This window comes from Flavobacterium macrobrachii (assembly GCF_014486675.1).
Classification (GTDB): domain Bacteria; phylum Bacteroidota; class Bacteroidia; order Flavobacteriales; family Flavobacteriaceae; genus Flavobacterium; species Flavobacterium macrobrachii.
The window spans coordinates 1-14,185 of record NZ_JACTAC010000038.1 but is presented as its reverse complement, the minus strand read 5'-3'; the positions used below and the strand labels follow the sequence as shown (position 1 = coordinate 14,185).

The window sequence follows — 14,185 nt, the reverse complement described above, 5'->3', positions numbered from 1 at the left end:
ATAATCAAAAGTCAAAAGCAAAAAGCAAAATGAATAAAGGATTGTTCTTTACCCTATGCTCTTTACTCTTTGCTCTTAATGCAAATGCTCAATGCGCCATGTGTCGCGCATCATTAGAAAGTAATGGCGATACAAAACAAGCCGAAGCTGTAAACGATGGAATTGTCTATCTAATGGCAATTCCGTATATCTTAGTTGGTTTGCTAGGATTTATTATTTACAGAATGTATACAAAGAGAAAATAGTTAGAATTCAACTCCTAATAGGTTTTCAAAACCTGTTAGGTTTAAAAACTATTCCATCCCATCAATCAAAACTTTCATTTTTCCTGTGGTGGTGATGAATGCAATCATGGCTTTGTCGGTCAATTCTACTTTTTCAAATTCAAAGTCGTTCATTGTTCCGTTAACGAAAACACCTTTCATTGGCGAATAATTATTCAAATAAGGCAACATGTTTTTCTTTCCTTCGTCCAAGTTTTCTTTGATAGAATAACGACAATTTTCTTGAATTTTTCTTAAAATCATGCCTTGCAACAACCAATTGGCGGTTTTGGTCAACAAACCTTTGGTGTTCAAAACATAATCCATTTGGTCAAAATAAATTTCCTTAGTAATCGAATTATAATTTGGAATTCCCGACAGGTAAATCGTTCCGTTAATACTTCCAGTCATGTCGAGTGCAATGATAATTTTGCTGTCTTTGTGCCAAAGCGAAACATTTTGAACCACAATTTTTCTTTTACCTGATGCAAATTCTTTTCCTTTAAAATTAGCAGTAATAATTTTCGAAGCACTATCATAAGTAGAAATGGCAGCAATATTAGCAGTCACTTTATCAGGAACGCTAACTACAGGTTTGAAAGCAATTTTTGTTCTATCAAACGTGTTTTTCGGTTGCTGACCAACCATCGTTTCCATGTTGCATTTTAGTCCTAAATTCATGTTTATTTTTGTTTTGCTTAAAACAGCATCGGTTACATAAACTTCTATTGGAATTAGTTTGAACCAAGTTTGATATTGTTCGCTGGTTTGAAACGGCGTACTCATTTTGTCCAAAACATCAAGAACGTAAGGTTTAAAATCCGCCGATTGATTGATGGCTTCGTCAATTTTCTTAGCTACTTTCGATTTAAAAATCGACAAGGTTGGATTGATAATATAAGTAATCGGAACATTTTTTCCTGCAACGGTAATCGTTGGACTTTCGCTCCATTCAAAATCTTCAATTTTTGAAACCGTATTCATTTTAAAATTAGACAACTTAACATCGCTAACCAAGGTAATTATGCCATTTAAATTAATTTCTCTGGTGTCGTTCAAACCCATAAAATCGGTTCCATATTTGAATTTAGACCAAATTTTTAAAGGCAAAGTTGTCTGGATTCTTCCGTTTTTTTCAACAATTTTAATTGGAGCCGTTTTAGTAATTTTCATTTCCGTTTTATCATCGTTGATGTTTGTGTCGTTATAAATCTCACCATTTAAGGTTTTGTTTAATTGATGCTCAATTTCCTTCAGCGAAATTTCCAATGGCATGCTAATAAACGAAGTGGAAGTTTTATAAACCATCGGCGAATCATCGCTTGGTAATGGTTTTAAAGTTTCAATTTTTTGGGCAGTCGAACAGCCGTTTAAGACAACCAGAGCCAAAATCAAACAAAGCAATAAGGATACTATTTTCATAGGAATAAATAATTGTGCTCAAATTTATAAATAAAAACCTGTAACATATTTAAAAAACAATAGTCTAAAGATTAGAATTATGATTTAATTATTTAACAAAAACTATACCTTTGTTACTAATCACGTTTCAAGGACTTTTTAACAGTCAAACTATGAACAAAAAAACAACTTTTTTTCTCACTGCATTTTTTCTGATAGGATTGGTTTCTTCTGCCCAAACTAAAAAATGGACATTGGAAGAATGCGTTCTTTATGCAGTAGAGAACAATATTTCCATTCAACAATCTGAATTGGATTTGAAAGTTTCCGATGTTGAAAAACTAGAAGCCATAGGTAATTTCTTGCCTAGTTTTTCGGGTTCGGCTAATTATGGTATCAATACTGGAGCAAACATTAACCCTGCAACTAACCAGTTTGAAAACGAATCGTTTCGATCGGCTTCGGCTAATCTTAATATGGGTGTGAATTTATTTAACGGTTTGGCTAACTGGAAAACCTTGCAGCGAACCAAACTAAACAAAATGGCAAATACCTATAAATTAGACAAAATGAAAGACGATATTATGCTTTCGGTGGCTAATTCTTATTTGCAAATTTTGTTTAATAAAGAACAGCTGAAAGTGCTGAAAAACCAAAATAAAATCACCAAAGAAAACATCAAGCGAACAAATGAGTTAATTCAAGCAGGAACAGTTCCAGCTGGTGATATATATGAATTGCAAGCTACTGATGCTGGACAAGAACAACAAATTATCAATGCCGAAAATACTTTGGTAATCTCTAAATTGGCTTTGGCACAAACACTTTTGTTGAAAGAATACGCTACGTTTGATATTGCTTCAGATGATATGCCAATTCCAGCAACAGAAATTTTATTTCAATCGCCAGAAAGCATTGCTTTAAAAGCAAGAGAAGTGGTAAAAGATTTGAAAGTTGCCAATTCTAATTTGGATTTAGCTAAAAAAGATGTGGAACTTTCACGAACTGGATACATGCCAACACTTTCTGGTTTTATGGGTTACAACACGCGTTGGTCACAAAGTATTCCGATTGGGTTTGTAGATCAGCTTTCCATTTTTGACGGTACCAATATTGGATTGCAATTAAATCTTCCTATTTTAAACGGATTTACAACTCGCGGTCGTGTACAACGTAGTAAAATCAATCAAGAAAGAACAAAATTATTGTTAGACCAAGCCGAATTAGACTTAGAAAGAACCGTTTATCAAGCGTATAATGATTTGAAAAACGCAAAAGCAAGCTACGAAGCTGCGGTAAAAACTGCCGAAGCACGAAAGTTAGCCCAAGAATTTTCTAAAGAAAGATACAATGTTGGACTTTTAAATTCATTCGATTACAGTCAAGCTTTGTTGGCTCACGAAAATGCTCAATCAGAAGTGTTACGTACCAAATACGATTACATCTTTAGAATTAAATTATTAGAATTTTACTTCGGAATCCCAATCACAAAATAATTATATATCATGTCAAAAAAGAAAATATACTGGATAGTTGGAATTATATTAGCGTTACTTGCCGTTTTAGTGATTTTAAAAAAGAACGGAACAATTGGTAGCAATGATGAATCGATAGAAGTTGAAACGGCAGCAGTAAACGAAATTACGATTGTTGAAACCGTTTCCGCTACCGGAAAAATTCAACCTGAAATTGAAGTGAAAATTTCATCTGAAGTTTCTGGAGAAATTATCGCTTTGCCTATAAAAGAAGGTCAAGTAGTGAAAAAAGGTGATTTATTAGTAAAAATCAATCCCGATTTATATACATCGGGTTACAACAGAACGGTTTCAAATCTTTCGGGAACAAAAGCAAGTTTAAGCCAAGCCGATGCCACTTTTAGAGAAGCAAAAGCAAGTTATGATAGAAGCAAAACACTTTTTGACAAAGGAATTATTTCTCGCTCAGAATGGGATAAAGCTGTGGCTGTTTTTGAAGGCGCAAAAGCTACCAAAGAGAATGCGTATTATAATGTTCAAAGTGCAAATGCTACCGTAAAAGAAGCTAAAGATAACTTAGGAAGAACAACTATTTATTCGCCAGCCGATGGAACAATTTCATCGCTTGGTGTTGAATTGGGAGAACGAGTTTTAGGAACACAACAAATGACTGGAACCGAAATTCTTCGTGTTGCCAACCTAAACAATATGGAAGTTGAAGTTGATGTAAACGAAAATGATATTGTAAAAGTTAGTATTGGCGACAGCACAAAAATTCAAGTCGATGCTTATTTGAAGAAAGAATTTAAAGGAATTGTAACCAGTATTTCTAACTCAGCAAGCGCAGCTACAACCGCTGATCAAGTAACTAATTTTAAAGTAAAAGTTAGAATTCTAAAAGAATCATACCAAGATTTATTGGAAGGAAAACCAGCAACTTTTTCGCCTTTCCGTCCAGGAATGACAGCTACGGTTGATATTATTACTAAAAGAAAAGAAAACGTTATTGGCGTTCCAATTAGTTCTGTGGTGGTAAAATCGGATACAACAGCAACTAAAAAGTATGAAGCAAAAGACGAAGGCGAAGGTAAAATCACTTCTAAAAATGGTAAAAAATTCGAATGTGTTTTTGTGAAAAATGGAGACAAAGCCAAAATTAGAATTATCAAAACTGGAATTCAAGATGATACTAACATTGAAGTCATTTCTGGCTTGAAAAAAGGCGATGTAGTTATCACTGGTCCATATACAACAGTTACTAAAGACTTAAATTCGGGCGATAAAGTAAAATCTAAAAACGATTCTAAAGCCAAGAAACCAGAGAAAAAATAATGACATATATTCTTAACATAGAAACCGCTACCAAAAATTGTTCGGTTTCTTTAGCTAAAAATGGTGAAACTATTTTGTGTAAAGAAATAGCCGAGCAAGGTTATTCTCATGCCGAAAAGCTACATGTTTTTATTGAAGAAATTGTAAAAGAAGCCAATGTCAATTTCTCCGAAATTAAAGCGGTTGCAGTGAGTAAAGGTCCAGGTTCTTATACCGGTTTGCGCATTGGAGTTTCGGCAGCAAAAGGATTGTGTTATGCGTTGCAAATTCCGCTGATTTCTATTGATACGATGCAAGTTTTGGCAAAAAAAGCTGTTGTTGATGGATTAATCGTCCCGATGATTGATGCTCGAAGAATGGAAGTTTACAGCGCCATTTTTGATAAAAATCACAACAAAATAAAAGACGTAGAAGCCGAAGTTTTAAGTGAAAATAGCTATCAAGATTATAATGAAACGGTTTATTTTGTTGGCGATTGTCAAGAAAAATGTAAAACAGTTTTGACCAAAGAGAACTTCATTTTTTTGCCTGAAATAGTATTTCCATCAGCAAACGAAATGAGCCAATTGAGCTTTGAAAAATTCCAAAACAACGAATTTGAAGACGTGGCTTATTTTGAACCTTTTTACTTGAAGGATTTTAAATTAACAAAGTAAAATATAAGAAAAATTTTGTAAATTAAATTTTAATTTTTAGATTTGGATTAGTTATAACTAAAAATACGTTCTTACATTAGAAAAAATATAGAATTGCGTTCTAGCTTTTAAAAATCTCTGTTTTCAGAAATCGTGGAAAATTTCAAAACACAAAGAGAAGTAAAGTTGGATACGTCTACAATTTGCGTAGGCGTTCCATTTGCTTTTGTGTTTAGGTTTCCACGAACCTCTGAAACGAGTATTTGGTTCTGCTTACGCTTTTTTATGTTTTTAAATTAGTAATCCTAAATTTAAAAAAAACATGAAAAAAATTTACCTTTTGTTATCATTAATTTTCGCAACAATTTTTAGTGGCTGCGAAGCTGAGAAAGACTATATTAGCGATAACAGTTTAAATCAAAACTATCAATTAAAGAGAATCAGTTTTTCTGAATTTAAGTCAAATCAATCGGCATTTCAAAAATTAAGAGAAGCTCGTTCAAAGAAAAATCCAAATATTCTTAATAGAGGTGTTTACAACGAAGACTATGGAGTTTTTATTGATACTACCAATATTGTTGTTGTAGAGAATGATGGAAAACACTCCATTACTTTTCAAATTATAGATGAAGCTTTTTCAAATAAAGTAGAAAATTTAGTGCTTAATTCAAAAGACGATGTATATGTAGCTTATATAACAGAATATTTGTTGTCACAACAAGAGTTACAAGCTATTGGTGATGGAGGTGAGTTACTTTCAAAAGAACCTGATGCAATTACAATGCTAGAGAATAATGCTAGAATAAGTATTTCAGGAAATGGAGCTCATTGTGTTGATGTTATAACAGTAATTACAAGATATTGTGAAGATATAAATGGAAAAGTAATTGAAAATAAGGGAGAAGGATGTTATGGTGGTTTTTTTGAAGTGGAACATCAAGTGTTAACAATTAGTGAGGGTTGTTTATCAAATGGTGGCGGTTCAAGTGGTGGTATTGGAGGATATAATCCACCAACTTCAGGAGGTAACCCTGTTAGTGGCGGTGGCGGTTCAACAGGTGGAAGTACAGGAAATACCAATCCAGATATAAACGACGGTAACCCAAACCCAATAATAACAACACCTGTTTTAAACCAAAGTAAAACTGAAATTAAATTACTAAATACTTTCTCAGACGAGCAATTAAATTGGTGGAAAAATGAGGCAGACGATGAAGTTAAAGAAGATATTTTAGCATACATTAATCAATATTTAACTTTAGAACAAAATGAAGCTATTGAGTTTGCTAGTGAATTGATAAATTTTTCAATTGAAAAAGGAGATAGTTTTAAATTTGATAATACTATAGTTGCTAATAATTCATTGAATTTTGATAATCTTATTGAATTTCAGAATTTTATAAATGATATTCCAACAGAAGGATTTGATTTTGAAGTGGAGAATGACCAACAAAATAATCAAAAAACTGCAAAAGTAAAATTAGCATTAACAGGTATATTTGGTGGAATAAATTTTAAAATAAAACAAAATATGTCTCCTCCGTATTCAATTGCTAATGTAACATCTTCTGCATATGGTTTTACGTTAGCTTTTGGTTGGGAACAAAAGGATTACGATGTTAATATAAACACTACTGCCAATACAGCAACAATAACTATTTCTGGCGATATACATTATAATGTATTTATTGATGGAGTTGGTACGATATGGTCTAGTGAAATAGAAATAAGAGTCGTTCTAAATACAACAACAGGAACTATAATCTCAGCAGTAAAATTACCTTAATTTAAAAATATGAAATTTAAAATTGATGAATTTAGCTTTAGCCTTTTATTTTGGCAAGTTTTTATTTTATTTTTAACAATTTTGTTGATTTATTTGTTATATAAATTGATTAAAAGTATTAAAAATAAAAAGTAGTAATCTTAAGATAATTACTGTTTGTAACAATAGTGACTTTAAAATATAACTGAAAGTCACTATTGCAATCATTTATTACTTTGTATTTTGGAATTACTAACTTTCAAATAAATAATTTTTTAAGATACTAGTGGTTAAAATTTCCAGAAAAGTGTGTAACTTTAACCAACTTTAAAACAAAAAGCACTCCAATCAGAGTGCTTTTTGTTTTATCAATTAATTTTCCCGTGTTAGCAATTAATTTTCTGCTTTTAGCAGTTCATTTTGTACCTTTAGCAACTCATTTATATCTTTTAGTAGAAGATTTTTATGTTTTAGCAATTCATTTACACCTTTTAGTAGCTAATTTTTAACCTTTAACAGAACATTTATTGTTTTTAGTAACTTGTTTATCCCTTTTAGCAGAAGGTTTTCAAGTTTTAGCAATTCAGTTATAATTTTTAGCAACTAATTTTGTGTCTTTAGCAGGAAGTTTACTGTATTTAACAGCTATTACATTGAAATTTACTTTATTATTCCACTTGGTTTCGCAAAGAGTTTTTAGATATGCTCCACAAATGTCTCCAGACTTTGCGGATTTTTTTGTGAAATTTTCAAATTATTCAATAAAATTGTTCGTTACTCGGAATTTTAAAAGTTAAATATTACTCTCCCGAAACTTCTCTAACAAAAGGTTGAATAGAAATACCAGCTTTGTCAAACGCATCTTTACTTTGTTCCAAAATATCTGAACTCATATTGCCAAAATCTTCATTTTTTGACCATGGTCTAATGCCGATTTGAATTGCCGAATCGGTTAGGTTTTTCACCACAATACTTGGCTCTGGAGTTTTCAATACTAATGGATGATTTTGCATTACTTGCATCACAATATCTTTGGCTACTTTGATATTGGTATCATAAGAAAGCGAAAATATTAAATCGGCTCTACGCATTCCTTGCAATGAGTAATTGATGATAACTCCGTTAGATAAAATCCCGTTTGGAATAAATATGGTTTGGTTATTTGAAGTAAGTAATTTGGTTGTGAAGATTTGAATTTCATTTACAGTTCCAATAACACCTTGCGCTTCAATGCTATCGCCAACACGAAACGGTTTGAATAAAATAATCAAAACGCCACCAGCAAAATTAGACAACGAACCTTGAAGCGATAAACCAACAGCCAAACCTGCCGCACCAAGAATAGCAACAAACGAAGATGATTCTATGCCAAGTCGGGAAATAACGGTAATGAAAAGCAATAATCGTAATGCCCAAAGAAGACTATTTGCCAAGAAACGTGAAAGTGTTGGATCAAATTCATTTTTAAGCATTATCTTTTTTACCATACGGTTTATCAATCGGATGCCGTAAAGTCCAATAATTAAAATGAATATAGCAGAAATCAGTTTGGGTGAATAAGCAATCAAAGTGTTGATAAACTCGTTCACATATTCTTCAAAGGAATGGATGTATTGCAATTCTTTCTTTTCCATAAATAATCATAAAAAATCCCGACAGAATCGGGATTAATTTTAATTATGCAAAAATACGATTTTTTAAATTAATCGGCATTTTCGTCAGCAGGTTTAACAATGTCTTCTGCTTTTGTTTTTACTTCTTCCGCTGTTTCTGAAGCATCATCAGTAAACGAATTTACTTTTTCTTTTACACTAGCAACAGCACTTCCAGCTAATTCTTCGGCTTTATCTGCCAATTCGCTAGCTTTTTCTTTTACTGTTTCTACTGCATTTTCAATAGCTTCGGTTGCTTGTGGAACATATTCGCTTACTTTTTCTTTAGCAGTTTCGGCAAATTCTTCTACTTTGTCAACCAATGGCGCAGCAGCTTCTTTTGCTTTTTCGATACTTTCTTCGGCAAATGTTTCAGCTTTATCAGCAAATTCGCTTACTTTCTCTTTGGACGAGCCAAATAAGTTTTTAAAAAATCCTCCGATTCCCATAGTTGTAGTTTTTTAATTGATTAATAATAACAATATTACAAAAATTTATGATTGATTTTTAATTCAATTAAGATTTCTTCTAAATTATCGGTTGGTTTTTGACAGGTTCGATTTTGACACAAATACAAAAGCGTTTCATTTTCTACAAATCGATTTTCTAGAAATGGAAGTTTAGAAACGTTTTTACCTCCAGCGATTATAGCATTTGGAAAATAATACTGATTGATTTTTGTTCCAAATTCGATGGCTTTTTCTCCACAAATAGCGATTTCTTTTTGCTGTTCAGAAAAGTTTAGTAACAAGTTCAACCAATTGGAAAATGCCGATGGATAATCAATCGTTGGGATAATATGTTGTAGCATTTGCTGACTTATTTTTTCAAAATAGCTGTTTTCAAAATAAATGCTCAATTTGAATAGAACGTTTGCCATTACTGAATTTGCCGCCGGAATTACATTATCTTCTACTTCAAAATGTGGCGTAATCAAATCGCTGTCTTGACGTGAAGTAAATCTGAAAAATTGCTCTTTTTCGTCATAAAAATAATCCAAACAATGATGTGCTAAATCTTTGGTTTTATGTAGCCAATGTTCATCAAAAGTAACTTCATATAATGAAATAAAAGCTTCCATTACATGAACATAATCTTCGAGATAACCATTAATCGTAGCTTTTCCGTTTTTATAGGTTCGGAATAAATTTCCATCAACATTACAAAGTTTTTCAATGATGAAATTGGCGTTTTGCAATGCGATTTTCAAATACTTTTCGTCATTCAAAGCTTTGTATGCATCCACAAAACCTTTTAGCATAATGGCGTTCCATGATGTTAAACATTTATCGTCCAATCGAGGTTTGCTTCTTTTTTCTCTTTCGAGATAGAGTTTTTGTTCCCACGATTTTTTCTTTTGTTCCAAGGTTTCAATGGCGATATTTTGCTGTTTTGCTATTTGTTCCAATGACTGATTTTGGATTAAAACATAATTTTCGTGTTCCCAAAATCCAAATTCATTAACATTAAAAACCTCCGAAAATAACTCGAAATCTTCTTTTAAAATGACTTGAAGTTCTTTTTTTGTCCAAACATAAAATGCGCCTTCTTCTAGGTGATTTTCATGATTTAAACTATCGGCATCAATTGCGGAATAAAAACTTCCTTCGGGAGTTAACCATTCTTTTTCAACGAAGTCCAAGGTTTTTTCAATGACTTCTTTGTATAGTTTGTTTTTGGTTAACTTATAAGCATTGGCATATAAAGAAACCATTTGACCGTTGTCATACAGCATTTTTTCAAAATGTGGAACATGCCATTTTATATCAACAGAATATCGCGAAAATCCGCCGTCAACAGTATCGAATAATCCACCAAAAGCCATTTTGGTCAAGGTTAAATCTACGAATTCTAAAAGTTTTTTATCATTCGTTTGGTGACCATATCGAAGTAGAAATTCATAATTGGTTGGCATCATGAATTTTGGAGCTCGAGCCATTCCGCCAAAATCCCAATCGAAGCTTTTTTGCCATTTTTCGATTAGTTTTTCAAGAATTTCAAAGGTGAAATCGGTTGTGGTTTCTGTTTTTGGAATGATGCTAATGGATTGCAATCCTTCGTGTAGTTTTTCGGCATAATCCAGAATGGTTTCAGGATTTTGAATATAAATTTCCTGAAGTTTTTCGAGTGAATTTATCCATTCGTTTTTTCTGAAATAGGTTCCGCCCCAAATTGGTCTTCCGTCGGGCAAAGCGACAACGTTCATTGGCCAACCGCCGCGACCAGTCATTATTTGAACGGCTTTCATGTAAACGGCATCAATGTCTGGTCGTTCTTCACGATCGATTTTGATGTTGATAAAATGTGCGTTCATTGTGGTTGCAACTTCTTCGTTTTCAAAACTTTCGTGTTCCATAACATGGCACCAATGACAAGCGGAATAGCCAATGCTGATAAGAATTAGTTTGTTTTCTTTTTTGGCTAAAGCCAATGTTTTTTCGTTCCACGCTTTCCAATGTACCGGATTGTTGGCGTGTTGTAATAGGTAAGGACTGGTTTCTAGATTTAGCTCGTTCATTGTTGTGGTTTAGCCCCGATTGAAGCAAGTATCCTTTTTTATAACTAGACATCTCGACTGTGCTCGATGTGACAAAAAAAGATACTGCGTAAAGCGGGAAATAGCTCCTGAAAAAAAATTAAAAAAGCGCCATGATTTATGACGCTTAAAGGTAGGGTTTTATTTTGAAATTATTATCCGTTTAAAGCTTCAACTACAATTTCGTTGTCGTTTAGCATACTTTTAAGCATGTTTTCAATGCCGTTTTTTAGCGTGAATGTTGATGATGGACAGCCGTTGCACGAACCTTGAAGTACTACTTTTACTTTTTTATCGGTTTCATCATACGAATCGAAAAGAATATTTCCACCATCGGCTGCAACGGCTGGTTTTACATATTCTTCGAGTATGTTGATGATTTGCTGTGAGGTTGTGTCGAGATTGTCGAAATTTTTGATTTGTTGTTTTTCTTGTTTTTCATCGGTTGCAATTAAACTTTCGTCTAAAACGGTTCCACCATTTTCAATAAATTGTTTAATGAATGTTCGTAATTCTAACGTGATTTCGTCCCAAGAAATACTGTCGTATTTGGTTACGGAAACGTAATTTTCGGTGATGAAAATTTCTTTAACGTAGTGAAATTTGAATAATTCTTGTGCCAAAGGCGATGCTTTGGCTTCATCGATATTTTTAAATTCAGCCGAAGTTTTTGTCAAAGCTTTGTTGACTACAAATTTTAGCGAAGCTGGATTTGGAGTGGTTTCGCCATAAACGGAAATAGGTTGTTTTTTTATCGCGTTTTCGGTTGGAAGTACAACTATGCCGCCATTGTTTACAAAGTTTTCTATTTGTTCGGCAACATCGTCTTGAACGTCTTTCCATTCGACAATACTAAATCGTTCGATAGCAATAAAATTTCCAGAGATGTAAACGGTTTTTACAAATGGAAGGTAGAAAAGTTGTTGGGCTAAAGGGGAATTTTTAGCCTCATCAATGTTTTTAAATTCGAAATTTTGATTTTGAGTGATGAAATCGGGGAATTCAAATTTAATTATTGTTGGGTTTTGGGTTTCTTTTATAATGATTTTCATTTGTATTATATATTTTTTTGCAAATTTAACAAAGATATTTTCCATGAATAACTATATTTGGACTTTTAAACAAATTATTAACATTTCAAGTGATTTGAAATTGTTTTAAATGCTTCATAATTAATTATATATGAAACGAATTTTACTCTCGCTTTCAATCTTTTTTTTATTCGCAAAGTCTTTTGCTCAACCCATAACGGTTAATACTACAACTTATACAGTTCCTCAATTAGTTCAAGATGTTTTATTTGGTAACGGTACTGCTGGTTCAGCGTGTGTTGGTACGATTAATAATATTACTTGGAGTACAGGATCTAATTTTGGTTCACACAATGGTATTGGTTATTTTACCAATACAAATCCAAATTTTCCATTAACAAATGGGGTAATTTTAAGTACGGGAAGAATTGATCAAATTCCTGGTCCAAATACACAACAATTAGGTACTTTTACCGATCAAATTTGGCCTGGAGACAATCAATTGTTTAATTATATCAATGGTTTAGGTATTGATGCAGGTTTAACAGATTATAATGATGCAACAATATTAGAGTTTGATTTTACACCTTTAACAAATCAGATGAGTTTTGATTTTTTGTTTGCATCTGAGGAATATGGAGATTTTCAGTGTACTTTTTCTGATGCATTTGCTTTTTTTCTTACGAATACAACTGCTGGCACTCCGCCCATTAATTTAGCTTTAGTTCCAGGGACTGCAACAGAAACGCCGATTTCAGTTACAACCATTAGAGATAATTCTAATTTACCAACATGTGATGCTGCTAATCCAGCTTTTTTTGGTTCAAACAATGAAGGTGCTGCCGCAGCTGCCGCAGCTATAGATTTTAATGGTCAAACAGTTTTGATGACTGCTAATGCTACTGTTATTCCTGGAAATACATATCATATTAAGTTAGTTATCGCTGATAGAAATGATCAAAGTTATGACTCAGCAGTTTTTCTTGGTGGAGGAAGTTTTAATATTGGATCTGCGGATTTGGCTGGAACAGGTGTTTATGATGGATTAACTGATTTAACAATTGCAAATGGATCGGGTATTTGTAATGACGTAGCAATAACAATTCAAGCAGGTGTTGTAGCTTTGCCTGGTGTAACTTATCAATGGACACTAGATACAAATATTATTCCTGGAGCTAATACTAATTCATATACCATTACGCAAGGTGGAGATTATGGTATAACAATAACTTATCCCGGAGGTTGTCAACAGTCAGATACAATGACTGTAGAATATTTTCCGCCATTAACTCTTGGAACTCCAAGTAATATTACCCAATGTTCACAACCATTTGATGTGACAGTTAATGAATCAACAATTTTGAATGGTAATGTAGGTACGGTTTCCTATCATTATACTTTGTCTGGTGCAAAAGCTTATGCAGATTATATAGCAAATCCAAATTCTTATGATGGCTCTAACGGTCAAGAGATATTTGTAGCTGTTGAAGATGCCACTAACGGTTGTATTTCAACAACATCTTTTTTCGTTATTGAAGATACAACTTTATGTACACCTCCTGTGACACCAGGAACTCCACCAGATTTAACAGAGTTTGAATTAACTTTAGGAGGTGGAATTGGAGATTTTGATTTCACACCGCAATTACCTTTTGTTTATGGTTCATACAATTTAACTGATTATACAGTTACTTTTTACACTTCTCCTGCAGATGCAAATAGTGGTGTAAATCCAATTAATCCTATAAATACTTTCCTAGGTACCGATGGTCAAATAATTTATGTTAGATTACAAGACAATCTTAATCCAGGTAGTTTTGGTGTTACCAGTTTTACACTTTTCGTAAATCCTTTACCAAATGCGGCAATTTCTCAAAGCACCTCAATTTGTTCAGGACAAAATGCAACTGTAACTTTTCAAGGTACCCCAAATGCTACGGTTACATACAATATTAATGGAGGTTCTAATTTGACAACAATCTTAAATTCATCGGGTGACTCGATAATTTTAAGTGCTGTTTTAACATCTACAACAGTTTATAATTTGGTTAGTGTCCAAGATCCAAATGATCCAACAGTAATTGTTCCTCTGATT

General features: G+C 32.9%; 11 protein-coding genes. 6 read left to right on the top strand and 5 right to left on the bottom strand.

All coding sequences use genetic code 11. The features are described from left to right. Window positions 1–29 precede the first annotated feature (29 nt). Window positions 30–245 (top strand): hypothetical protein, encoded by a 216-nt coding sequence (locus tag IAI56_RS09505; protein ID WP_187657647.1) that lies wholly within the window; start codon window positions 30–32, stop codon window positions 243–245. Window positions 246–293: 48 nt separating this feature from the next. Here the strand turns inward: IAI56_RS09505 and IAI56_RS09500 are convergent, their stop codons facing one another. Further along, on the bottom strand, window positions 294–1,685 hold the full coding sequence (locus IAI56_RS09500; RefSeq protein WP_187657646.1) for a DUF4403 family protein: 1,392 nt from the start codon (window positions 1,683–1,685) through the stop codon (window positions 294–296). Between the two features lie 152 nt (window positions 1,686–1,837). On the opposite strand from IAI56_RS09500, the gene IAI56_RS09495 reads away from it, so the two are divergent. The 4 genes from IAI56_RS09495 to IAI56_RS09480 all read left to right on the top strand — a co-directional run bounded on the left by IAI56_RS09495 (window position 1,838) and on the right by IAI56_RS09480 (window position 6,892). Further along, on the top strand, window positions 1,838–3,160 hold the full coding sequence (locus tag IAI56_RS09495; RefSeq protein WP_187657645.1) for a TolC family protein: 1,323 nt from the start codon (window positions 1,838–1,840) through the stop codon (window positions 3,158–3,160). A 9-nt stretch (window positions 3,161–3,169) separates the two neighbouring features. Further along, window positions 3,170–4,471: an efflux RND transporter periplasmic adaptor subunit gene (locus tag IAI56_RS09490; protein ID WP_187657644.1), complete on the top strand. Its 1,302-nt coding sequence runs from the start codon at window positions 3,170–3,172 to the stop codon at window positions 4,469–4,471. Next, window positions 4,471–5,127, top strand: a complete 657-nt coding sequence (tsaB, locus tag IAI56_RS09485) for a tRNA (adenosine(37)-N6)-threonylcarbamoyltransferase complex dimerization subunit type 1 TsaB (RefSeq protein WP_187657643.1) — start codon at window positions 4,471–4,473, stop codon at window positions 5,125–5,127. The genes IAI56_RS09490 and tsaB overlap by 1 nt, the downstream gene beginning before the upstream one ends. Window positions 5,128–5,428: 301 nt before the next feature. Continuing rightward, on the top strand, window positions 5,429–6,892 hold the full coding sequence (locus IAI56_RS09480; RefSeq protein ID WP_187657642.1) for a hypothetical protein: 1,464 nt from the start codon (window positions 5,429–5,431) through the stop codon (window positions 6,890–6,892). A 779-nt stretch (window positions 6,893–7,671) separates the two neighbouring features. Here the strand turns inward: IAI56_RS09480 and IAI56_RS09475 are convergent. The 4 genes from IAI56_RS09475 to IAI56_RS09460 all read right to left on the bottom strand — a co-directional run bounded on the left by IAI56_RS09475 (window position 7,672) and on the right by IAI56_RS09460 (window position 12,111). Continuing rightward, window positions 7,672–8,505, bottom strand: a complete 834-nt coding sequence (locus IAI56_RS09475; protein ID WP_187657641.1) for a mechanosensitive ion channel family protein — start codon at window positions 8,503–8,505, stop codon at window positions 7,672–7,674. Window positions 8,506–8,573: 68 nt separating this feature from the next. Further along, window positions 8,574–8,972, bottom strand: coding sequence for a YtxH domain-containing protein (locus IAI56_RS09470; RefSeq protein ID WP_187657640.1), 399 nt, complete (start codon window positions 8,970–8,972; stop codon window positions 8,574–8,576). Window positions 8,973–9,007: 35 nt separating this feature from the next. Next, window positions 9,008–11,041: a thioredoxin domain-containing protein gene (locus tag IAI56_RS09465; RefSeq protein ID WP_187657639.1), complete on the bottom strand. Its 2,034-nt coding sequence runs from the start codon at window positions 11,039–11,041 to the stop codon at window positions 9,008–9,010. A gap of 173 nt (window positions 11,042–11,214) precedes the next feature. After that, window positions 11,215–12,111 (bottom strand): NifU family protein, encoded by an 897-nt coding sequence (locus tag IAI56_RS09460; protein ID WP_187657638.1) that lies wholly within the window; start codon window positions 12,109–12,111, stop codon window positions 11,215–11,217. A gap of 130 nt (window positions 12,112–12,241) precedes the next feature. Here IAI56_RS09460 and IAI56_RS09455 point away from each other — a divergent pair. Continuing rightward, window positions 12,242–14,185 (top strand): choice-of-anchor L domain-containing protein (locus tag IAI56_RS09455; protein WP_187657637.1); only part of this gene is annotated, 1,944 nt, incomplete at its 3' end.